General features: G+C 68.5%; 22 protein-coding genes. 16 read left to right on the top strand and 6 right to left on the bottom strand.

Going from position 1 to position 22374, the window contains the following annotated elements; translation table 11 throughout:
- The 3 genes from glmS to D5084_RS13450 all read left to right on the top strand — a co-directional run bounded on the left by glmS (position 1) and on the right by D5084_RS13450 (position 3201).
- The gene (gene glmS / locus D5084_RS13440; RefSeq protein WP_128516006.1) at positions 1-1818 is read left to right on the top strand and encodes a glutamine--fructose-6-phosphate transaminase (isomerizing); all 1818 of its coding nucleotides are present in this window, start codon (positions 1-3) and stop codon (positions 1816-1818) included.
- 124 nt (positions 1819-1942) lie between these two features.
- Positions 1943-2476: a DUF3833 family protein gene (locus D5084_RS13445; RefSeq protein ID WP_128516007.1), complete on the top strand. Its 534-nt coding sequence runs from the start codon at positions 1943-1945 to the stop codon at positions 2474-2476.
- A gap of 50 nt (positions 2477-2526) precedes the next feature.
- Complete coding sequence (locus D5084_RS13450) at positions 2527-3201, top strand: DNA alkylation repair protein (protein ID WP_128516008.1); 675 nt, start codon at positions 2527-2529, stop codon at positions 3199-3201.
- A gap of 50 nt (positions 3202-3251) precedes the next feature.
- Here the strand turns inward: D5084_RS13450 and D5084_RS13455 are convergent, their stop codons facing one another.
- The 3 genes from D5084_RS13455 to D5084_RS13465 all read right to left on the bottom strand — a co-directional run bounded on the left by D5084_RS13455 (position 3252) and on the right by D5084_RS13465 (position 6293).
- A complete protein-coding gene (locus D5084_RS13455) occupies positions 3252-3521 on the bottom strand; it encodes a hypothetical protein (RefSeq protein WP_128516009.1) in 270 nt (89 codons plus the stop codon).
- Positions 3522-3699: 178 nt separating this feature from the next.
- A complete protein-coding gene (locus D5084_RS13460; protein ID WP_238382648.1) occupies positions 3700-5535 on the bottom strand; it encodes a beta-N-acetylhexosaminidase in 1836 nt (611 codons plus the stop codon).
- Positions 5532-6293, bottom strand: coding sequence for a GntR family transcriptional regulator (locus D5084_RS13465; RefSeq protein ID WP_128516010.1), 762 nt, complete (start codon positions 6291-6293; stop codon positions 5532-5534). The genes D5084_RS13460 and D5084_RS13465 overlap by 4 nt, the downstream gene beginning before the upstream one ends.
- Before the next feature lie 233 nt (positions 6294-6526).
- On the opposite strand from D5084_RS13465, the gene D5084_RS13470 reads away from it, so the two are divergent.
- The 10 genes from D5084_RS13470 to D5084_RS13515 all read left to right on the top strand — a co-directional run bounded on the left by D5084_RS13470 (position 6527) and on the right by D5084_RS13515 (position 17598).
- Positions 6527-7453 carry a carbohydrate ABC transporter permease gene (locus D5084_RS13470; RefSeq protein ID WP_202910067.1) on the top strand — a complete coding sequence of 309 codons (927 nt, stop codon included), beginning with the start codon at positions 6527-6529 and terminating at the stop codon, positions 7451-7453.
- On the top strand, positions 7453-8295 hold the full coding sequence (locus D5084_RS13475; RefSeq protein ID WP_128516011.1) for a carbohydrate ABC transporter permease: 843 nt from the start codon (positions 7453-7455) through the stop codon (positions 8293-8295). The genes D5084_RS13470 and D5084_RS13475 overlap by 1 nt, the downstream gene beginning before the upstream one ends.
- A gap of 32 nt (positions 8296-8327) precedes the next feature.
- Positions 8328-9536, top strand: a complete 1209-nt coding sequence (locus D5084_RS13480) for an ABC transporter substrate-binding protein (RefSeq protein ID WP_128516012.1) — start codon at positions 8328-8330, stop codon at positions 9534-9536.
- 55 nt (positions 9537-9591) lie between these two features.
- Positions 9592-10689 (top strand): ABC transporter ATP-binding protein, encoded by a 1098-nt coding sequence (locus tag D5084_RS13485; RefSeq protein ID WP_128516013.1) that lies wholly within the window; start codon positions 9592-9594, stop codon positions 10687-10689.
- 14 nt (positions 10690-10703) lie between these two features.
- Positions 10704-11846, top strand: coding sequence for a Gfo/Idh/MocA family protein (locus tag D5084_RS13490; protein ID WP_128516014.1), 1143 nt, complete (start codon positions 10704-10706; stop codon positions 11844-11846).
- A 127-nt stretch (positions 11847-11973) separates the two neighbouring features.
- Positions 11974-12981, top strand: a complete 1008-nt coding sequence (locus D5084_RS13495; RefSeq protein WP_238382649.1) for an SIS domain-containing protein — start codon at positions 11974-11976, stop codon at positions 12979-12981.
- 244 nt (positions 12982-13225) lie between these two features.
- Complete coding sequence (locus tag D5084_RS13500; RefSeq protein ID WP_128516015.1) at positions 13226-14284, top strand: AgaS family sugar isomerase; 1059 nt, start codon at positions 13226-13228, stop codon at positions 14282-14284.
- On the top strand, positions 14281-15198 hold the full coding sequence (locus D5084_RS13505; protein WP_128516016.1) for an ROK family protein: 918 nt from the start codon (positions 14281-14283) through the stop codon (positions 15196-15198). Before D5084_RS13500 ends, D5084_RS13505 begins: the two co-directional genes overlap by 4 nt.
- A complete protein-coding gene (locus D5084_RS13510) occupies positions 15191-16450 on the top strand; it encodes a class II D-tagatose-bisphosphate aldolase non-catalytic subunit (RefSeq protein ID WP_128516017.1) in 1260 nt (419 codons plus the stop codon). Before D5084_RS13505 ends, D5084_RS13510 begins: the two co-directional genes overlap by 8 nt.
- On the top strand, positions 16447-17598 hold the full coding sequence (locus tag D5084_RS13515) for an N-acetylglucosamine-6-phosphate deacetylase (RefSeq protein WP_128516018.1): 1152 nt from the start codon (positions 16447-16449) through the stop codon (positions 17596-17598). The genes D5084_RS13510 and D5084_RS13515 overlap by 4 nt, the downstream gene beginning before the upstream one ends.
- A 132-nt stretch (positions 17599-17730) precedes the next feature.
- Here D5084_RS13515 and D5084_RS13520 read toward each other — a convergent pair whose 3' ends face one another.
- A complete protein-coding gene (locus D5084_RS13520) occupies positions 17731-18207 on the bottom strand; it encodes a hypothetical protein (RefSeq protein ID WP_128516019.1) in 477 nt (158 codons plus the stop codon).
- An 86-nt stretch (positions 18208-18293) separates the two neighbouring features.
- On the opposite strand from D5084_RS13520, the gene moaA reads away from it, so the two are divergent.
- On the top strand, positions 18294-19295 hold the full coding sequence (gene moaA / locus D5084_RS13525; RefSeq protein ID WP_128516020.1) for a GTP 3',8-cyclase MoaA: 1002 nt from the start codon (positions 18294-18296) through the stop codon (positions 19293-19295).
- A 71-nt stretch (positions 19296-19366) separates the two neighbouring features.
- Here moaA and hemP read toward each other — a convergent pair whose 3' ends face one another.
- Together hemP and D5084_RS18880 are read right to left on the bottom strand one after the other, a co-directional pair.
- Positions 19367-19525, bottom strand: coding sequence for a hemin uptake protein HemP (hemP, locus tag D5084_RS13530; protein ID WP_128516021.1), 159 nt, complete (start codon positions 19523-19525; stop codon positions 19367-19369).
- Positions 19522-19644: a hypothetical protein gene (locus D5084_RS18880; RefSeq protein WP_274378898.1), complete on the bottom strand. Its 123-nt coding sequence runs from the start codon at positions 19642-19644 to the stop codon at positions 19522-19524. Before D5084_RS18880 ends, hemP begins: the two co-directional genes overlap by 4 nt.
- A 155-nt stretch (positions 19645-19799) precedes the next feature.
- Here D5084_RS18880 and D5084_RS13535 point away from each other — a divergent pair, with 155 nt between their 5' ends.
- Together D5084_RS13535 and D5084_RS13540 are read left to right on the top strand one after the other, a co-directional pair.
- Positions 19800-20822, top strand: coding sequence for a phosphotransferase (locus D5084_RS13535; protein WP_162302439.1), 1023 nt, complete (start codon positions 19800-19802; stop codon positions 20820-20822).
- The gene (locus D5084_RS13540; RefSeq protein ID WP_128516023.1) at positions 20819-22132 is read left to right on the top strand and encodes an aspartate aminotransferase family protein; all 1314 of its coding nucleotides are present in this window, start codon (positions 20819-20821) and stop codon (positions 22130-22132) included. The genes D5084_RS13535 and D5084_RS13540 overlap by 4 nt, the downstream gene beginning before the upstream one ends.
- Positions 22133-22374 lie beyond the last annotated feature (242 nt).

The raw sequence follows: 22374 nt of genomic DNA on the forward strand, positions 1-22374 counted from the left end.
ATGTGCGGTATTGTAGGGGTGCTGGGCAATCACGAAGCGGCCCCGCTTCTGGTCGAGGCGCTGAAACGGCTTGAATACCGGGGCTATGACAGTGCCGGGATCGCCACCGTGAACGCTGGCAAGCTGGACCGCCGCCGGGCGGTGGGCAAGCTGGTCAACCTGTCCGACCTTCTGGTCCATAACCCCTTGGCCGGAAAGGCCGGCATCGGCCACACCCGCTGGGCCACCCATGGCGCGGCGACCGTCACCAACGCGCATCCGCACCGCGCAGGCGGGGTGGCGGTCGTCCACAACGGCATCATCGAGAACTTCCGCGACCTGCGCGCAGAACTCGCCGCAGACGGCTATGTGCAGGAATCCGAGACCGACACCGAAACCATCGTCCTTCTGGTCAAGCGCGCGATGGACCGCGGCGCCGCGCCGGTCGAGGCCGCGAAGGACACGCTGGCCCGCCTGCACGGGGCCTTCGCGCTCTGCTTCCTGTTCGACGGCCATGACGACCTGATGATCGCCGCCCGCAAGGGCTCTCCGCTGGCCATCGGCTGGGGCGAGGGCGAGATGTTCGTGGGCTCGGACGCCATCGCGCTGGCCCCGATGACCGACCGGATTACCTATCTGGAGGAAGGCGACTGGGCCGTCATCACCCGCGCGGGGGCCGAGATCTTCGACGCAGAGAACCGCCGCGCCAACCGGGCCGAGACGCGGATCCAGCTGGATGCCACGCGCATCGAAAAGGCCGGCTACAAGCACTTCATGGCCAAGGAGATCGCCGAGCAGCCGGTGGTCATCGCCGATGCGCTGAAGCACTACACCTCGGCGCAAGGGACGCTGCAACTGCCCGAAGCCCTTGATTTCAAAGGCATCGACCGGGTGACGCTGGTCGCCTGCGGCACCGCCTCCTATGCCTGTCACGTCGCCAAATACTGGTTCGAGCAGATCGCGGGCCTCCCGGCCGACATCGACATCGCATCCGAATTCCGCTACCGCGACCCGGTGCTGTCGCCGTCGTCCATGGCGATCTTCGTCAGCCAGTCGGGTGAAACCGCCGACACGCTGGCCGCGCTGCGCCATGTGAAGGACAAGGTGGCGCGCGTCGTTTCCGTCATCAACGTCCCCACCTCCTCGATCGCCCGCGAAAGCGACCTTGCCCTGCCGATCCTCGCGGGGGTCGAGGTCGGCGTCGCCTCGACCAAGGCCTTCACCTGCCAGCTGACGGTGCTGGCGCTGATGGCCCTGAAGGCGGCGCAGGACCGGGGCCGGATCGACGCGGCCAGCCTGGGCCAGCGGCTGGAAAGCCTGCGTCTGGTGCCCGGGCTGATGAACGCCGCACTGGGACTGTCGGACCCCATTGCCAAGCTGGCCGAGGAACTGGGCACGGCGCAGGACATCCTGTTCCTGGGACGCGGCCCGATGTTCCCGCTGGCGCTGGAGGGTGCGCTGAAACTGAAGGAAATCAGCTACATCCACGCCGAAGGTTATGCATCGGGTGAACTGAAGCATGGCCCCATCGCGCTGATCGACGCCACCGTCCCGGTCATCGTGCTGGCCCCGAAGGATGCGCTTTTCGACAAGACCGTGTCCAACATGCAAGAGGTGATGGCGCGCAGCGGCAAGGTGCTTCTCCTGTCCGATGCGGCGGGGGTCGAGGCCGCCGGTCAGGGCACCTGGAAGACCCTGACGCTGCCTGCGGTCGATCCGCTCTGGGCGCCGATCCTCTATGCGGTTCCGGCGCAGCTTCTGGCCTATCACACGGCCATCGCAAAGGGCACGGACGTGGACCAGCCGCGTAACCTGGCGAAATCGGTGACGGTGGAGTAAGCGTACGATCTATTCGAAGAAATCGCGCCGGAGCCTTCGAAGGCTCCGCTGCGGAGTTTTCGAAAACTCCGCTCTCCTGATCCACCGGCGCGCGAGCCTCGTATCCATAAAAACGGAGCGAGCCATGCAGCGCAGAACCCTACTTCTCGGCCTTGCAACCCTTCCCCTTGCGGCCTGTGCTGCCACCCCGGCCCCGCCGTCCGATCCCGGCCCGCCGATCACTCTGGTCTCTGCATTTCAGGGACGCACCACGGGGCGCGGCCATTTCCGGGTCTGGCTGACAGGCGACGAGCGGCGCTTCACCGCCCGGCTGAACGGCACCGTCAAAGGACGCGAAGGCGCGCGGACCCTGACCGTGGTCGAGGATTTTCTGTACGACGATGGTCAGAAGGACCGCCTGACCTGGGTCTTCCGCGAAACCGGCCCCGGCCGCTGGACCGGCAAGCGCGAGGACACGGTGGGCGAGGCCACGGTGGTGGAGGAAAACGGCCGGATCCGGCTGACCTACACCGCCGATTTCAGATCACCTTCCGGCGTCAACCGCCTGGGATTTCAGGACATTCTCTACGCCCGCCCCGACGGCAGCATCGTGAACGATGCCGTGGTCAGCCGCGCCGGGATCCCCGTCGCCTCGGTCCGGTTCCTCATCCGCCGCTGACTTGCCCTTCCGGCGAGGTGCTGGCAGGAAGGGCCGGAAGGGAGGGCCCGATGACCCCGCTTGCAGAGCTCGAGGCGCTGGCCGACCCGGCGAAAGCCGCCGAGATGGCCGCCTATCACAAGGTGGACCGCCCCTACCTGGGCGTGCCGGTCCCGCAGATCGCAGAGCTGACCGACCGCTGGCGGGCCGAGCTGTCGCTGGACGACCGCGTCGCGCTGGCTGCCGACCTGTGGCGGACGAACGTCCATGAGGCGCGGGTTGCGGCAGCCAGGCTGCTGACCCAGGCCCGCATCCGGCCCGATGCGGCCGCCTGGGCGCTGATCGTGTCCTGGGTTCCCGACTTCGACGGCTGGGCGCTGGCCGACCATGCCAGCATCGCAGGACAGAAGCGGCTGGTGGCCGACCCCTCGCGGCTGGACACGGTCGAGACCTGGGTTAAGAGCCCGCACATGTGGGCCCGGCGCGCGGCGCTGGTGATGACGCTGCCCTGGACCAAGCAGAACTTCCCGAAGGAACAGGACCTTGCGATCCGCGCCCGGGTTCTGGGCTGGTGCGCGACGCTGGCCGCGGACCACGACTGGTTCATCCAGAAGGCCGTGGCCTGGTGGCTGCGCGACCTGTCAAGGCACGACGCCAAGGCCGTCCGCGGCTTTCTTGCCGCCCATGGCGAGACGCTGAAACCCTTTGCCCGCAAGGAAGCCGCGCGCCACCTGCCCGGAACCTGACTGCAAATGGCGGCCCCTGTGGACCGCCATCCGCTTGCTGGAAACCCGCGTCAGCGGCCTTCGAACTTCCCCTGGAACTTGTCCCATACCCGCTGGTTGGTCTTGGTTTCGACCTGGGACGCGGGGCCTGCGAAGCTGCCCGGGTTTGTCCCATCGATGCCGTTGCCCCAGCCGTTGTTGCCCTTTGTCGTCTCTTCGGGCGGCGGTGGCGGAGGCGGCGGATCATCATCGCAGCCCTCATAGCAAGCAAAGGCGGTGGATCCGAAACTCATCGCAAGTGCAAGAACCGTTACCGCAACGGTCAAATGTCTCGTCGTCATGCTTCCCTCCCTGAATGATGGGTGAGGCCAGCGTAGCAAGGCCGCGATGAACCCAAAATGAACACCGATCCTGCAATTTTCGGTCGATTGGCGCGTTTGTTCAGTCAGTTGGCTGGAATTGCGCCGCGATCTGCCCCGGACGGTGACCGGAATTTCACGCGGCCCTACCGGGCTGCGGTCACGCCCCGCGATGGCGCTGCCAGCCGATCCGGTCGAAAAGCGGCGCGTAGACCCCGGCGAGCGCCCGCAGCATCGGACCGTCCGTCGTCCCCGCCGGCTCCCAGCCCCTGGTCGCGATCCCCAGGATGCGGGGGGCGATCATGCCCTCGGCCTGGGCATCCTCGGTCGTGAACTCGCCCCAGAAACAGGCCTCGACCCCGGCGATCCGGGGCGCGATGTCCTCGGCCCCCGTGGGCACCGGGTCCCAGGCCACCGTCTTTTCCAGCGGCACGAAGCCGGCCCAGGCCGCCCCCCAGTCATCCGGGTCCGGGCTGTGCGCCAGGTCGAAATAGGCGTGCTGCGCCGGGCACATCACCACGTCATGCCCGCGCCGCGCCGCCTCGATCCCGGGCCCCTGTCCGGTCCAGGAAAACAAAAGCGCCCCATGGCCGATGCCGCCCTGACAGCCTTTCGCCGCCTCTTCCCAGGCCGCGACGCGGATGCCCGAGGCGCCCAGCTCTCCGGCCAGCCTTGCCAGCATCCAGCCCTGCACGTCGTCCGACGTCGAAAGCCCCTCCCGCGCCTTCAGCGCCGCCACGGCGGGCGAGCCGCCCCAGGCCCCATGCGGTGCCTCATCCGCGCCCAGGTGCAGGATGCCCAGCGGGAAAAGGCTTGCCACCTCGCGCGCCAGGGGGACCAGCAGGTCCCAGGTCGCAGGCACCGCCGGGTTGACGATGTTGTCGAGGTAACCCTGCACCGAGACCTCTTCGCCGTTATCGCCGGGGTCGCGCAGGCCGGGCACCGCCTTGATCATGGCGTGGCTGTGCGCAGGCACCTCGATCTCGGGCAGGACCTCGATCTGCAACGCCCTGGCGCGGGCCACCACCTTCGCCACGTCGGCCTTCGAATAGCTGCCCCCCGCCCTTATGCCGCCGCCAAAGACGCCCGGCACCAGTTCGCCCTCGCCCCGGAAGGCCGTGCGCTGCCAGAGGAGCGGCTGGGTCTCCACCTCCAGCCGGAAGGCCTCGTCATCGGCGAAATGCCAGTGGAAGCGGTTCAGCTTCAGCAGCGCCATCAGGTCCAGAAGCCGCAGGATGAACTCCACCCCGAAGAAATGCCGCGCGCAATCAAGGTGTTGGCCGCGCCAGCCGAAACGCGGCTTGTCGGTGATCGTCCCGCAGGGAAGCTGGCCGTCGCAGGTCTCGCGCAGGGTCAGAAGCGTGATCCCGGCGTAGTGGAGGCCCGCCGGGCCGCCGATTGCCACCGTCAGGCCCGAGGGCGCAACGGTCAGCCGGTAGCCCTCTGCCCCCAGCGCCGCATCCTCGGTCACGGCCAGCGCAAGGCCACCCGGCGCGACCAGGGGCGACAGGCCAAGCCGCGCGGCAAGGTCGCTCACACCCGCCATCCCGGCCACAGGGGCGAGCGCCGTGAAATCCAGCGTCCCGCCGGAAGGCTTCCACTCCGTCGGCTGCGGCACCAGCGGCAGGCGATCGGCGGGAAGCGGAGGCGCGAAAGGACCTTCCGCCGCCCGCAAACCCGGATCATTGCCCGGCGGCAGGGGCAGACACGCGTTCCCCACCCGCAGATAGGCGCCCAATGGCAGCCAGGCCCGGTTGCGCGGCCCGAACTCCTTGTTGGCGTGTTCCAGCACCACCTCGTGCTCCACCCCCGGCACCAGGTCCGGGAGCGCCACCTCGGCATAGCCCGCCACGCGCCGCACCAGCGTCCCGCCAGAGATCACCCTCGGCGCGGCCATCAGCGAAAAGCACAGGGTCGGCGCAGCCAGCGGGCGGTCCGTGCCGATCAGGCAGCGGATCCGGGTCCCGTCGATGCGGGAGGCGAAGGTCAGGCTCATGGCGCCTCCAGTCGCAATTCGGCGATGAAGTCGTAGATGTCGGACCGGTAAAGCCCGCGGGTGAACTCGATGGGCCGACCTGAGGGCAGATAGGCCGTCCGGTCGATCCGCAGCACCGCCGCCCCTTCCGGCAGCAGCAGCAGCTTCGCATCCGCCGCCGTCAGATTGACCGCCGTGATCCGCTGCACCGCCCGTGTGGGCGCCTTCCCGCTGGCCCGCAGCACGTCATAAAGCGACGTCTCCACCGCCTCGGGGTCCGGCAGCACATCCGTGGGCAAGGAGGACCATTCCAGCGCAAGGGGGGTATCGTCGGCAAAGCGCAACCGTTCGACCCGCGCCACCCGGTCGCCCGCCGACAGGCCCAGAGACATCGTCTCGTCCGGCGTCGGCAGGAACAGCCCGCGTCGCAGGATGCGGCTGGAGGAGGTCTTGCCGCGCTGGCGCATGTAGTCGGTGAAGGACATGAGCGCGGACAGCGACTGTTCGATCTTCGGGCTGGGCGGTTTCACGAAGGTCCCCGCGCCCCGCCGCTGTTCCAGCACCCCGTCCGCGACCAGCTGGCTGACCGCCTTCCGCACCGTCACGCGGCTGACGTCCGCGATCAGCGCCAGGTCGCGTTCGGGGGGAAGCTGCGCCTCGGGCGGCAGTTCCCCCGTGGCGATGGCCGACGAGAGGTGGCGGTAAAGCTGTTCGTACCGCGGCCCCCGCGCGGCGCGGAACCAGGCCTCGGGGCGATACAGCGCCAGGTCGTCCTCCATCGGAAGCCCCCGAATTGGTATTTTTTCCATGGGACCAGGTCCCGTGCCCGTCCGCAGGATGGCCCAGGAAGCCCCGCCAAAACAAGAGAAATCGGCATTTGGTCCGATTTTTTCGCAGTATTGGTATTATAATGGTAGCATGACGTCACTTTTTTGGTATCGTTGACCCAACGACATGATTCGACCCGCTCCGCCCCTGCCAGGGTGGCCCAGGGAAGGACAGGGGGAACCACATGACGCTTGCCATCGACACCGCCGCGCCGGACCGGATGCAGCGGCGTGGGCTTTCGGACCGCGCCTTCGCCTGGGCGCTCATCGCACCGGCGCTGGCCTTCATCCTCGTCATCGTCGTCTGGCCGCTGATCGAGACGATCCGCCTCTCCTTCACCGACGCGACCCTGGGCGGCGAAAACTTCGTCGGCCTTGCCAACTATGCCGCGCTCTTCGCCGACCCGAAGTTCTGGCAGACCGTGGGGCGCACCTTCTACTGGATGGTGCTGGCCGTAAGCCTGAAGCTGATCGTCGGCCTGATCGGGGCCAGCCTTCTGAACGCCGCGATCCCGGGCAAGGCCCTCTTCCGCGTCCTCGTGATGCCGCCCTGGGTGATCCCGGTCGCCATCGGCGTCATCGGCTGGAAGTGGATGTACAACGGCTATTTCGGGCTGATCTCGGGCCTGTTGCAGGAATTCGGGCTGGTGCAGGACCGCGTCGCCCTTCTGGCCACCAAGACCTCGGCCTTCTACTCCGCCATCGTCACCGACGTCTGGGTCGGCACGCCGATGGTCACACTGTTCTTCCTCGCCGCCATGCAGGGCGTCTCGAAGGACCTCTACGAGGCCGCCTGGGTCGACGGCGCCAGCCGCTGGTATCGTTTCCGCCGCATCACCATTCCCCAGATCATGCCGGTCATCGTTTCCATGGCGCTCCTCTCCGCGATCTGGACCTTCAACAGCTTCGAGATCATCTGGATCCTCACCGAAGGCGGCCCGCGCGGGGCGACGACGACGCTGATCATCGACACCTACAAGGTCGCGATCTCCTCGCAACGCTTCGGCGAAGGGGCGGCGCGGGCGGTGGTAATCGTGGTGCTGCTGGCCACCTTCTCGCTCTTCTACCTGTGGTTCCTGAACCGCGTGAACCGGCATTACGGAGCGAAATGATGATCGACCGCCTCACCCTTCTCCAGAAGATCGGCGTCTACTTCGCCACCTTCGTCTTCCTCCTTTTCATCCTGATGCCCTTCATCGAGATGATCCGCGTCTCCTTGCGGCCCATGAGCCACCTGATGACCGCCGACTTCACCTGGTGGTCCGAGGATTTCAGCCTGCAAGCCTACCGCGACATGTGGGTCACCGTCCCGCTGCTGGGGCGCTACATCTTCAACTCGATCTTCATCGCGGCCTCGGTGACGCTGGTCACGATGATCGTGGTGATCCCCGCCGCCTATGCCTATGCCCGGCTGGAATTCCCCTTCAAGGCCCTGTCGCTGGGCGGGTTCCTCGCCGTCAACATGTTCACCGGCGCGGTCCTCCTGATCCCGCTCTACCGGGTCCTGCGCACGCTTGGCATGCTCAACACCTACTGGGCGATGATCATCCCCGGCGTGGCCTTCCTGATCCCCACCGGCATCTGGCTTCTCCGCTCCTACCTCGAAAAGATCCCGAAGGAACTGGAAGAAGCGGCTTACGTCGATGGCGCATCCCGCCTCTACACCCTCCGCCGCGTCGTCATCCCGCTGGCGATCCCCGGCCTGATCGTGGTGGGCACCGCCGTCTTCATCGGCGCCTATGCCCAGCAGTTCCTGTTCGCCATCACCTTCAACAACGTGCGGGAAATCCAGCCGCTGCCCGCCGGTCTGTTCGAGTTCGTCGGCTATCAGGACACCACCTGGAACGAGCTGATGGCGGCAGCCCTCACAGGCGTCCTGCCGGTGATGCTCGTGTTCCTCTTCCTGCAGAAATACCTCGTCGCGGGCCTGACTGCGGGCGCGGTGAAAGAATGACCAACCAAGACCACCAACAAGGGAGACTACGCATGACACACCTCAAGACCCTGACGGTCGCTGCCGCGCTGATGGCCGGCACCGCCCTGTCGGCCCAGGCGCAAGAGCTGCACTTCATCATGTGCGGCGGTGAAGTGCGCCCGGCCGACCAGAAGGTCATCGACAAGTTCCAGGCCGACAATCCCGGCGTCACCGTCAAGATGGAAGCGGTGGAATGGGGCACCTGCCAGGACAAGTCGATGCAGCTTGCCGCCGCCGGTGACCCGCCGGACGTGGCCTACATGGGCAGCCGCACCCTGCGCCAGCTGGCCAACAACGACCTGATCGTTCCCGTGACCTTCACCCCCGAGGAAGAGGCCGCCTACCAGCCCGGCGTTCTCAAGACCGTGACCAACGGCGGCCAGTACTGGGGCATCCCGCATGCCTTCTCGACCAAGGCGCTGTACATCAACTGCACCGTGGTCGAGGCCGCCGGGGCCGAATGCAAGGCGCCCGCCACCTGGGACGAGCTGATCGCGCTGGCGAAGACCGTGACCGACAACACCGACGCCGCAGGCATCGGCATCGCGGGCAAGGACTTCGACAACACGATGCACATGTTCCTCGACTTCCTCTATTCGAACGGCGGCAAGGTCTTCAACGACGACGGCACCCCGGCGCTGGACAGCAAGGAAACCCGCGAGACCCTGCAGCTTTACGCCGACCTTCTGCCCTACATGCAGTCCGGCCCCACCGAATGGGAACGCGACCAGATGAAGGACCTGTTCAACGACGGCCAGATCGCGATGTATGTGAACGGCCCCTGGGGCGAAGGCCAGCACAAGGAAAAGGTGCCGAACCAGCTGGTCGCCCCCGTTCCGCACGGGCCTTCGGGCACCAATGGCACGATCCTCATCACCGACTCGCTAGCCGTCTTCAAGGGCACGGGCAACGAGGAACTGGCCATCAAACTTGCCAAGGCGCTGACCAGCGGCGAGGCGCAGTATGACCTCGATTCGTCCTGGGGCCTGACGCCGATCCTGCAATACGAAAAGCTGGGGATCGCCGACCCCTACTACACCAAGGGCAACTGGCCGATATTCGTCGCGGGAATCTCGACCGGCGGCCCCGAGCCGATGGTCGAGGACTTCAAGGCGCTGCAGGCTGTCTTCACCAACATGATCCAGGGCATCATGCTGGGCGAAGGCACAGTCGATGAACTGGTGACCGAAGCCGGCGTCGAGCTGGCAAAGGTTCGCTGACCGCAAGGGGGCGCGGGATACGCGCCCCCTCCCCGCTTCGGAAAGGACCGCCCGCATGGCCACGCTTGACCTTCAAGGCATCACGAAGAGCTTCGGCGCCGCGCAGGTGCTGTCCGGCATCGACCTTGCCATCCGCGACCGGGAATTCGTCGTCTTCGTCGGCCCCTCGGGCTGCGGCAAGTCCACGCTTCTGCGCATCATCGCGGGCCTCGAGGCCGCCACCTCGGGCCGCATCGTGATCGACGGCACCGACGTCTCCGCCGCCGCCCCCGTGGACCGCGGCATCGCCATGGTGTTCCAGTCCTACGCCCTTTACCCCCACCTTTCGGTCTTCGAGAACATCGCCTTCCCCCTGCGCGTCGCCCGCCTGCCCGAGGCCGAGGTCCGCCAGAAGGTCGGCCGCGCTGCGGAAATCCTGCAACTGACGGACAAACTCGGCCTAAAGCCGGGCCAGCTTTCCGGCGGCCAGCGCCAGCGCGTCGCCATCGGGCGCAGCATCGTCCGCAACCCCAAGGTCTTTCTCTTCGACGAACCGCTCTCGAACCTCGACGCCGCCCTGCGCGGCGAGATGCGGGTGGAACTCTCCGCCCTGCAACGCGACCTCGACGCCACCATGGTCTACGTCACTCACGACCAGATCGAGGCGATGACCATGGCCCACCGCATCGTCGTGTTGAACAAGGGCCGGATCGAGCAGTTCGGCACGCCCATGGAGCTTTACCACCACCCCGCCACCCGCTTCGTCGCCACCTTCATCGGCCAGCCCAACATGAACCTCCTGCCCGCGCGCGTTGCGGGCACCGGGGCGGATGGCCTCACGGTCGAATTCCACGGCGGCACTCGGATGACCCTTCCGGTGGACACCGCCTCAGCCAGGCCCGGCGACATGGTCGAAGTCGGCATCCGCCCGGAAAACCTGCACCTCGGCCAGGGCATCGCCATGCACCTCCGCGTCCTCGAACGCCTCGGCGGCACCGCCATCGCCTATGGCCAGATGTCCGACGGGCTGAAGCTCTGCGCGGCGCTCCCCGGCGACACCACCGTCCACGAAGGCGAGGATGTCGGCCTGACCTTCACCCCCGCCGACGCCCATGTTTTCGACGCCCAAGGCCGCGTGATGCGGCGGCGGCAGGCCCCCGCCCTCGCCGCCTGAAGAAGGAGACCGATATGCGCATCGTCACCTCAGGCATCGGCCTGCGGGCCGGTCACGTCTTGACCACGCTGAGACAGGAAATGCCGGAAGCCGAGATCGTGGGCTACTACGACCCCCAGCCGACCCACCTTGAGATGATCGGCACCGACACCCCCCGCTACCCCTCGGTGGAGGCAATGCTGTCGGACGCGCGCCCCGACCTCTACTGCGTCTTTTCCCCGAACGTCTTCCACCTCGACCAGATCCGTCTCGGGCTGGAGGCGGGGGTGCAGGTCTTCACCGAAAAACCCGTGGTGGTCAGCATCGAGGAAACCCTCGAACTCGCCCGACTCCTCGCCAAACACGGCGGCACCGACCGCGCGATGGTCGGCCTCGTCCTGCGCTATTCCCAGCACATGGTCGACCTCCGCCATGCCATGTCCCAAGGCTGGCTCGGCGAGATCACCTCGCTGGAAGCCAACGAACACATCGCCCCCTACCACGGCGCCTTCTTCATGCGCGACTGGCGACGGCGCACCGATCTTGCCGGCGGCTTCATGCTGGAGAAATGCTGCCACGACCTCGACATCTACAACATGGTCACCGCCTCGCGCCCCCGGCGCGTCGCCAGCTTCGGCGGCCGCAAGAGCTTCGTGCCCGCCAATGCCCCCCACTCGAATGCCGAGGCCGAGATCTTCCACCTCAAGAAATCCGTCTGGGAATCCACCGACGATCCCTTCACCTCCGACGGCGACATCATCGACTACCAGACCGCGATCCTCGAATACGAGACCGGCGCCAGCCTCGCCTTCCACACCAACCTGAACGTCCCCGACGAACACCGCCGCTTCTGCGTGATCGGCACCCATGGCATGGCCGAAGGCGACTTCGTGCGCGGCTTCCTCAAGGTCACCGCCCGCGACGGCCGCACCTTGGCCCAACACGATTACACCCAAGGCACCGCGATGAAAGGCGCGCATTACGGCGCCGACCAACTGATGTGCCGCGACATCACCGCCTACCTGCGCGGGGAAAGTGCCAGCCTCCCCGTCTCCATCCTCGACGCGATGGAAGCCGGCATCAGTGCGATCGCCCTCGACCGGGCCCGCACCACCGGCCAGGTCTTCGACCTCACCGAAACCTGGGCCGAGCTCGACAAACACGGCCTGCGCCAATGACCCCCTTCGCCCATTCATCTGTCCCCAAATATCCCCGCCGGAGGCCGCCCGAGCCGCTTTGCGCCCCCGGCGCAAAACGGCGAGACCAAAGGAACGCGCTCATCATGACAGCCGACCGGACCCTGCCATGACCGACCTCTCCCCCGACGCCGGCCAGCACATGGCGCGCGAAATCACGCAAGCCCCCAAGGTCTTCGCCGAAGCCGTCGCGCAACCCGTCACCCTGCCCGACCTCACCCATCTCCGCGCGATCTACACCGTCGCCCGCGGCTCGTCGGATGCCGCCGCCAACATCCTCGCCTACGAACTGATGCGGGAAACCCGCCTCCCCGTCACCTCGCTCCCCCCTTCGATCTTCTCGCTGGGCGAGGGCGTCCGCCTCACCGACTCCGCCGTCCTCGTCGTCAGCCAGTCCGGCGCCTCCCCCGACCTCGTCCGCTCCGCCCAGGGCGCAAAGGCGATGGGCGCGACCGTCCTTGCCCTGACCAACGCCCCAGGCAGCCCGGTCGAAGCGGCCGCAAACCTCACACTCGGCATCAACGCAGGCCCGGAACTCGCTGTTCCAGCGACCAAATCCGTTGTCGGCGCCATCGGTGCAGGCATGGCCCTCCTCTCCGCCCTCGCCCCCAGCTACGCCCCCCGCGCGCAGGCCTCGGCCGCCACCATCGCCACCCTCAAGGGCAAGAACCTCCCCCAGCAGAAAGCCCTTCTCGCCGCCCTCCTCCGCGCCAGCCACGTCTATGTCATCGGCCGCGACACCGGCTTCGGCGCGGCTCAGGAACTCGCCCTCAAACTCAAGGAATGCTGTGCCCTCCACGCCGAGGCCTACTCCTCCTCCGAGGTCCTCCACGGCCCCCTGCAACTGGTCACCAACCCCCTCCTGATCCTGATCCTCGACACCGAACAGGCGGACGTCCAACCCAGCCTCGACACAGCCGAGGCCCGCTTCAAGGCGGCGGGAGGCACCGTCTTCCGCCTCCGCCCTTCCGACGCGGGCGCCACCACCCTCACGCCCGCCGCCGCCGCCGCCGCGCTCCTCATCCTCACCTACCCCCTCGCCCTGCAAACCGCCCTCGCCCTCGGCCACGACCCCGACCGCCCCGCCACCCTCTCCAAGGTCACGCAGACAAGATGACCCCCCCACTCCCCCCTTGCTCTTTTCCCCAAATACTCCCGCCGGAGGCACCCCCGAGCCGGTTGGCCGCAGGCCAGAGGCGAGACAAAAGGCTTGCGCCGCAGGCGCTCGATTTCAAAGCCGCCCGCAGCCAGACGCCCTCCGGCCTCCCGCACCTCACGAGGCCAGCCCCGGGCGCCTCCCCTCCCCCCCGTGGGGAGGGGCCGGGGGTGGGGGGCACCCCGCCAGACGAGGAAGCACCGCAATGACCGACCTCACCCGCCACGCCACCTTCCGCGAAATCCTCGCCCAGCCCGCAATCTGGTCCGCCTGGGGCACGGCACTCCCCGTGACCGACCTCAGCGCCTGGATCAGCGGGACCGGCGCGCAGGAGGTCTGGTTCTGCGGCGCCGGAACCTCCGCCTATATCGGCGACATCCTCGCTGCGGGTCTCGAGGGCCAACCCGGCCCCCGCTTCCGCTCCGTCCCCACCACCGACATCGTCGCCCGCCCCCACGCCTACCTGCGTGGCAGCCCGAAACTCATCGTCAGCTTCGGCCGCTCCGGCAATTCCGCCGAATCCATCGGCCTCGTCGTCGCGCTGGACACCCTCGCCCCCACATGGCCGCGCCTCAACATCACCTGCAACGCCGCCTCTGCCCTTGGCCGCGACCCGAAAGCCCGCGTCATCACCCTTCCCGAAGCCACCCACGACCGGGGCTTCGCGATGACCTCCAGCTTCTCCACCATGCTCCTCACCGCCGCCGCGATCTTCGACACCGGCCTGCCCGCCGACGGCACCGCCCGGCGCTTCGCCGCCCTCGCCGACGCGCTCGAAACCCTGCTCCCCAGCTTCACCGAAGCCGCAAGAACCGCCCGCCGCCCCGGGCGTGCCGTCTTCCTCGGCTCCGGCCCCCTCGCCTTCGCCGCCCGTGAAGCCGCGCTCAAGGTGATGGAACTGACAGCCGGTCAGACCCCGGCCCTCTGGGACTCGACCCTCGGCTTCCGCCACGGCCCGAAAAGCTTCACCGTCGGTGACACCGACCTCTGGCTCTTCCGCTCCGCCGACCCCCACACCCGCGCCTATGACGAGGACCTTCTGGCCGAGCTTCGCACCCAGTTCCCGCAGTCCCGAGTCACCGCCCCCGAGATCCCGCAGCCCTTTGGCGACCTCTGGTCCGCCCCCCTCTATGTCGCCCTCGCCCAACTCCTCGCCGTCCACTGGTCTGACGCCCTTGGCCTGAACGTCGACGACCCCTTCGCCGGCCGGGGCACCCTCACCCGCGTCGTCTCGGGCGTGCGGCTGCACCCGGTGACGCCATGATCGCAGCCCCGATCGCCTCTGGCATCGACCTCGGCGGCACCAAGATCGAGGCGCAGGTCTTCGCCGCCGACTGGACCCTGTTGGCGCGTAACCGCTGGCCCACGCCGAAGGACTACCCCGCCCTCGTCACGGCCATGGCCGAGGCGATCCGCTGGTGCGAAGCGCACGGCGAAGCCCCCATCGGCGTCTCTGCCGCCGGCCTCGTCAACCCGGCGACCGGCCTTGCCCTCACCTCGAACCTCCCCGCCACCGGCAAGCCCTTTCCCGCAGACATCGCCCAGGCCGCAGGCCGCAAGATCGCCTGGATCAACGACTGCCGCGCCCTCACCCTGTCCGAGGCCACCCTTGGCGCCGCAATGGGTGCCGATCCCGCCGTCGGCCTCATCCTCGGCTCCGGGGTCGCCGGCGGCGTCGTCACCGGCGGCCGTCTCCTCCCTTCCCCTGCTGCCACCGGGGGCGAGTTCGGCCACTTCCCCCTCGCCGCCGCGCCGATCACCGCCCACAACCTCCCCATCCTCTCCTGCGGCTGCGGCCGCGAAGGCTGCACCGAGACCTACCTCTCCGCCCCCGGCCTGTCCCGCATCGTCGCCCACCTCACCGGCGCGCAGCACAGCCCCGAAACCATCGTCGCCGACCGCGCCACCATCCCCGCCTTCGCCATGGCCTGGGAGATCTGGCTCGACCTCGCGACCGGGTTCCTGATGACCCTCTGCCTCACCATCGACCCCCAGGTCATCGTCCTCGGCGGCGGCCTCTCCCGGGCCCCCGGCCTCACCGTGGACCTCACAAACCGCCTGACACAGGCCACCCTGAAGGGCTTCCCGATCCCTTCGATCCGCCTCGCCGAAGGCGGCGACGCCTCTGGCGCCCGCGGCGCCGCCCTCCACGCCCTGAACGAGGCCAGCGATGCCTGACCTCCGCGCCATCATCGCCCGCAACCGCGCCGGAGAGGCCATCGCCATCCCCTCGGTCTGCACCGCCCACCCGGACGCGCTCGAGGCCTCGCTCACCCTGGCCGAGACCCTCGACCAGCCCATCGTCATCGAGGCCACTTCGAACCAGGTCAACCAGGACGGCGGCTACACCGGCCTGAAGCCCGCCGATTTCATACGCTTCGTCAAGGAAATAGCCGCCAGATCTCATGTAACGCATGAACGCATCCTCTTCGGCGGCGACCACCTTGGCCCGCAAGCCTGGCGCAAGCTCCCCGCCGATCAGGCCATGGAAAAAGCCCACCGCATGGTCGCCGACTACGCCGCTGCGGGCTTCACCAAGCTCCACCTCGACTGCTCCGAAGGCTGCGCGGGCGAACCCGCCCAGCTTCCCGACGCAATCACTGCCACCCGCTCCGCCGCCCTCGCCGCGACCGCGCTGAAAAACGCCCCCGACCCCGGCAGACTCCTGTTCGTCATCGGCACCGAAGTCCCGCCCCCCGGCGGCGCCAGAGCCGACGACCACGGAGACATCCCCCCGACGACCCCCGATAGCGCAAAGGCCACCCTCGCCGCCCATGCCGACGCCTTCACCGCCGCCCACATCCCCCTCGACCTCATCGGTGGCCTCGTCGTCCAGCCCGGCGTCGAGTTCAGCCCGATGGAGGTCCACCACCTCCCCCTCGCCCGCGACCCCGGCCTCCGCGCCGCCCTGACGGACTGGCCGCAGACCTGCCTGGAGGCCCATTCCACCGACTACCAGCACGCCGAAGCCTACCCCCGCCTCGCCGAACTCGGTTTCGCCTTCCAGAAGGTCGGCCCCGCCCTCACCTTCGCCTGGCGCGAGGCGCTCTACGCCCTCGACACCATCCGCGCGCAGACCGGCTGGGCCACCGGCCCCTCCCTCCCCGACAGGATGGAGGCGGTGATGCTCGCCGATCCCACCCACTGGCAGGCCCATGTCCACGGCCCCGACCAGCGCCTGCAACGCCACTTCGGCCTGGCCGACCGCATCCGCTACTATTGGCCCGCCCCGCAGGCGCAGGAAGCCGTCCGGCGCCTGCTGACCGACCTTGCCGACAAACGCCTCCCCGACCCGCTCCTTTCCGCGCATTTCCGCGCCGACGAGATTGCCAGCGCCCGAGCCAGCCACTATCCCCTGCCCCGCGCGCTGGCGCTCGCCCGGGTGCAAACCGCGCTGCGCCCCTATTTCTTCACGGGACCAAGGACATGAGCGCCAAACCCGACCTCTGGCTGATCCCCGACGCGATCTTCGACGGCCAGTCCTTGCGCCCCGGCGCGGCCCTCGCCATCGCGGGCAACCGCAGCCTGCACATCGGCACGCCCCCCGCCGATGCCCCCACGCGCCGCGTGAGCGGAATCCTCACGCCCGGCTTCCTCGATCTCCAGGTCAACGGTGGCGGCGACGCGCTGCTGAACAACGACCCGTCGCCGCAGGCGCTGCACACCATGGCCGCCGCGCACCGCCGCTTCGGCACCGTCGGCATCCTGCCCACCGTCATCACCGACGCGCCAGAGGTCCTCGCCCGCGCGGTCGAGGCCACCCTTGCCGCCCATGCCGAACCCAACCCCGACCGCAGCCTCCTCGGCCTGCACATCGAGGGCCCGCACCTCTCGATCCCGCGCCGGGGCACCCATGCCGCCGACTACATCCGCCCCTTCGACGCGACGACACTCTCCCATGTCCGGCGCCTGCGGGCCGCCGACATCTTCGTCAAGATCACCGTCGCACCGGAAAGCACCACCCCGCAGGACGTGGCCCGCCTCGCGGCTCTCGGTGCGATCGTCTCCATCGGCCATTCCGATGCCACCGCCGAGGACGTGCGCGCCCTCCTCGACGCGGGCGCCAGCTGTTTCACCCATCTCTTCAACGCCATGTCGCCGATGCTGAACCGCGCCCCTGGCGTGACCGGGGCCTGCATCAACTCCACCGCCTACGCGGGCATCATCTGCGACGGCATCCATGTCGCCGACGAGATGGTGGGCCTCGCCATCCGCGCGCGCCCCGTTCCCGGCCGGATGTTCCTTGTCTCCGACGCCATGTGCACCGTCGGCGGCTCCGACCATTTCCGCCTCTACGGCCGGGACATCTGGCTGAAGGACGGCCGCCTCGTGAACGCCGAAGGCTCGCTCGCCGGCGCGCATGTGACCATGGCCGAGGGCCTGCGCCGCCTCATCACCGTGGTCGGCACCGCGCCCGAAACCGCGCTCGACATGGCCGTATCGGCCCCCGCCCGGCTGCTGAACCGCCGAGACCTCGCCACACCCGAAAACCGAGACCTGGCCGACCTCCTCCTCCTCGACGCAGACTGGCGCCTCTCCGGCACCCTGGCCGAGGCCCTCGCCTCCCAGCCGGCCTGACCTCCACGCAACCTGCTCTTTTCGCAAATACTCCGGGGGTTTGGGGGCAGCGCCCCCATCAGCCGAGGAGGAGGCGAAGCCCGACGACGAGACAAAGGCCGCGCGCGCCAGCGCTCAATCTGAAACCCGCCCCTAAGGCCCGTAGACCGTCACCTGCGGCAACTCCGTCAGGCTCAGCCCCAGCGCCTGGAACGCCGCGAGCGACAAGAGCGCCCCGCCCGTGCCGGGCCGCAACTCCACCGCCAGGGACTTGCCAGCCGCCGTCACGATGCGGCCCTGCGCCTTCTCCGTCACCAGCGCCGAGGACAGCCAGATCCCCTGCTCGGCCGGCGGCCCCAGAGCGACCACCACCTTCCCCAACTCCCGCTCGCCCCCCTTGGCCGGGGCGGCCAGCGCCGCCGCCTTCTCGGCCGCCGTGGTCTTGTCCAGCGCCTCGGCACTCACCGCCCGCGCGCCCAGGGTCGTGGTCGCCACCGCAGGGGCGAACTCCGTCGCCGGCGCGGGCTCGGCCGGGCCGGTGATCGACCTCGGCCCGCCCGCCTGTTTCTCGAACAGGGCACAACCCGACAGGGCCAGGGCAAGCACGGGGATCAGAACAAGCTGTTTCATGCCCGTCAGCCTATCCCGCCGCCCGCCGCCCCGCAATCGTCGCTCTCGGACTTGTGCGAAGCTTCGCACCCGCCTACGCTGTGCCCATGACGCCGCTCATCGACCCCTTCGCCCGCGCGATCAGCTACCTGCGCGTCTCGGTCACCGACCGCTGCGATTTCCGCTGCACCTACTGCATGTCGGAACACATGACCTTCCTGCCCAAGGCCGACCTCCTCAGCCTCGAGGAACTCGACCGGCTCTGCTCCACCTTCGTCCGCATGGGCGTGCGGAAACTGCGCATCACCGGGGGCGAGCCGCTGGTGCGCAAGGGCATCCTGACCTTCTTCCAGGCGATGTCCCGCCACCTCGCCACCGGCGCGCTCAAGGAACTGACGCTGACCACCAACGGCAGCCAGCTGGCGAAATTCGCCCGACCGCTGGCCGACCTCGGCGTCCGCCGGATCAACGTCAGCCTCGACACGCTCGACCCCGACAAGTTCGCCCGGATCACCCGCTGGGGCCGCCTGCCCCAGGTGCTGGAAGGAATCGAGGCCGCCAAGGCCGCAGGCCTGCGGGTCAAGATCAACGCCGTCGCCCTGAAGGGCTTCAACGAGGACGAGCTCTTCCCCCTCCTCGACTGGTGCGCCGCCAACGACCATGACCTCACCTTCATCGAGGTCATGCCGATGGGCGAGGACATGTCCCCCCTCCGTCTCGACCAGTACTGGCCGCTGAAGGACCTGCGCGCGCGCCTCGCCGACCGCTACACCCTCACCGACCTGGCCGAGCGGACCGGCGGCCCCGCCCGCTACGTCCGCGTCGAGGAAACCGGCCAGAAGGTCGGCTTCATCACGCCGCTCACGCACAATTTCTGCGAAAGCTGCAATCGCGTGCGGCTGACCTGCACCGGGGAACTCTACATGTGCCTCGGCCAGGAGGACATGGCCGACCTCCGCGCCCCCCTCCGCGCCAGCCCCGACGACTCGCAGCTGGAACAGGCCATCCGCGCCGCCATCGCCCGTAAGCCCAGGGGCCACGACTTCGACTATTCCCGCCAGAAGGTCGCAGGGCAAGTGACCCGCCACATGAGCCACACGGGCGGCTGAGGGGCGCAAATCTTTTCGAAAAGATTTGCAAAATCCTTCGAAGGATTTTGCCCCGGCCCCATCGAATCGCCCTATTTCGTCAGGATCAGCTTCCCCGCCCGGGTGATCCGCAAGGAATAGACCTGCCCGTCCAGCACGATCCGCGCCAGCGAGCCGCCCTCGGTCAGGACCCGCGCGTCATGCACCGGGGTCGCGTCCGTCGTCAGCCAGACATCCACCTGCGCGTTCATCGCCGATCCTCCAGCCGCGCGATCAGTGCCTCCAGGACCGGCCCCGGGAACAACCCCGTCACCGCCCGGCTGAACAGATCCAGAAAACCGACCCCCCGGGCCGCATCATGTCGAGACATGGGAAACCTCCGCCAAGTTGACTGACACCGGGCGCGCCCCGACCGGGCTGGCTGGGCTTACAGCTATATCCTGACTAAATCACTCACCAATGTCAACGCACATTCCGCTGGTCCCCGGCGCGGCAACGGCTATCCTGCGGCCCGGACCCAGACCCATGACCCAAGACCCCGCCGGCAGCCTCCTCTCGCTCCCCCCGCCCTGCCTCCCGGTCCAGGCGCTTGCCGGACTGGCAAGGTCGCATTGGCAGCTCGCCGGCACGCTGCACCCCCTCACCTCGGAGCGCGACCAGAACCACCGCCTCGACACGGCCCGGGGCAGCTTCACCCTGAAACTCGCAAACCCCGCCGAACCCGCAGCGCTGACCGAATTCCAGACCCTGGCGCTCCTGCACACCGACCACCAGGCGCCCGACCTGCCCACCCCGCGCGTCGTCCCGGCCCAGGACGGCCGCGCCATCGTCCCCACGCCAGAGGGCGCCCTTCGCCTCCTCACCTGGCTCCCCGGCATGCCGCTTGCGCATCTGCCCCGCAGCCCGGCCCTTGCCGCCGCGATCGGCAGCGCGCTCGGCCGCCTCGACGCCACGCTGGCGACCTTCCACCACCCGGCGGCGGACCATCACCTCCTCTGGGACATCCGCAACGCCGCCGACCTCGCCCCCCTGACCGACGCCCTGCCGGACGACCTGCGGCCGGGGATCGCCGCCGTCCTCGCGCGCTTCTCCACCCATATCGCCCCGGCCCTCGCCCGCCTCCCGCGCCAGGTGATCCACGGCGATTTCAACCCCCACAACCTCCTCGCCGATCCCGCCGATCCGACCAGCCTCACCGGCATCCTCGACTTCGGCGACATGACCCTGTCGCACCGCATCTGCGACCTCGCCGTTGCCGCCTCCTACCTGATCGACCCCAGCGATCCGCCCGCGCTCCTGATCCCCTTGACGCAGGCCTACCACCGCGCCAACCCCCTCAGCGCAAACGAGATCCGGCTCCTCCCCGACCTCATCACCGCCCGCCTGGTGACGACCCTCACCATCTCCGCCTGGCGCGCGGCCCGCTATCCCGAGAACGCTGCCTATATCCTGCGCAACGCCCCGACCTCCCGCGCGGGCCTCGACGCCCTGACCGATCCCGCCGCCCTCGCCACCCACCTCCTCACCGCCTGCGGAAGCCCGTCATGACCCGCCAGACCACCATGCTGAACGCCTACACCCCCGGCGCCGGGCACCTCTCGCCCGCCGACGAGGCGCTCGCCCGACGCCGCGCCAAGGCCCTCGGCCCCGCCTACCGCCTCTTCTACGAAACCCCCGTCCACCTCGTGCGCGGCGCAGGCGTGCATCTCTACGCCCCCGACGGCACCGCCTATCTCGACTGCTACAACAACGTCGCTTCCGTCGGCCATTGCCACCCCCGCGTGGTCGAGGCCCTCAGCCGACAGGCCGCAACCCTCGCCACCCACACCCGCTACCTGCACGACGGCATCCTCGACTATGCAGAGCGCCTTCTCGCCCTGTTCCCCCCCGAAATCTCCCACGTCATGTTCACCTGCACGGGGTCCGAGGCGAACGACCTCGCCCTGCGCATCGCCCGCGCGGCGACCGGCGGGACCGGAGTCATCGTCACCGACAACGCCTACCACGGCGTCACGCTGGCCACCGCCGAGATGTCGATGTCGATCGGCCCCGCCGTCGCCCCCGGCCCGACGGTGTTCCCGATCCCCGCGCCGTCAGCCGAAAACTACCCGAAGGGCATCGCCGCAGGTTTCGCGCAAGCCGTCACCGAAGCCTGCGACCGCATGGCCGCGCAGGGCCTCAGACCCGCGCTCCTGATCGTCGACACGATCTTCTCCTCGGACGGGGTCTACCCCGACCCCGCCGGCTTCCTCGCCCCCGCCGCCGCCGCGATCCGGGCGCGCGGAGGCCTCTTCCTCGCCGACGAAGTCCAGCCCGGCTTCGGCCGCACCGGCAGCCGGTTCTGGGGCTTCCAGCGCCACGGGCTGATCCCCGACATGGTGAGTATGGGCAAGCCGATGGGCAACGGCTACCCGCTCGCAGGCCTTGCGCTGAAACCCGAAACCATCGCCGAATTCGGCCAGAAGGCGCGCTATTTCAACACCTTCGGAGGAAATGCCGTTGCCGCCGCCGTGGGCCTTGCCGTCCTTGAGGTGATCCGCGACGAAGCCCTGCAAGACAACGCCGCCACCGTCGGCGCCGCCTTCATGCAGGGCCTGAAGTCCCTCGCGCAACGCCATGAGTCCCTGGGCGAAACCCGCGGCGCCGGTCTCTTCATCGGCCAGACCATCCTGACCGATGGCCAGCCCGACCCCGCCCGCACCGCGCGCCTCGTCAACGCGCTGCGCGAAAACCGCATCCTCATCAGCTCGACCGGCCCGAAAGGCGACAGCCTCAAGATCCGCCCGCCGCTGCCGTTCAACCTCACCCATGTCGATCAGGTTCTCACGACCCTGGACAGGATCCTGAAAACCCTCTGATCTTGCCCTTCCTGCAAATACTCTCGGGGGGCCTGGGGGGCGAAGCGCCCCCAACGACCGAGGAGGAGGCGAAGCCCGACGACGAGACAAAAGGCTTGCGCCGCAAGGCGCTCAATGCAGCCGCCGCCCCGACCCGCGCCGCGGTGAACAGGTTGAGAACGCTTCACCTCTAGAATGGAGCGCAACAGTTGAGGTTGGGATGGGGTTTGGGATGGATCGGCGGGGGTTGCATCTGGATGGTG

The sequence above is a fragment of the Tabrizicola thermarum genome (genome assembly GCF_003574395.1).
GTDB lineage: Bacteria > Pseudomonadota > Alphaproteobacteria > Rhodobacterales > Rhodobacteraceae > Tabrizicola > Tabrizicola thermarum.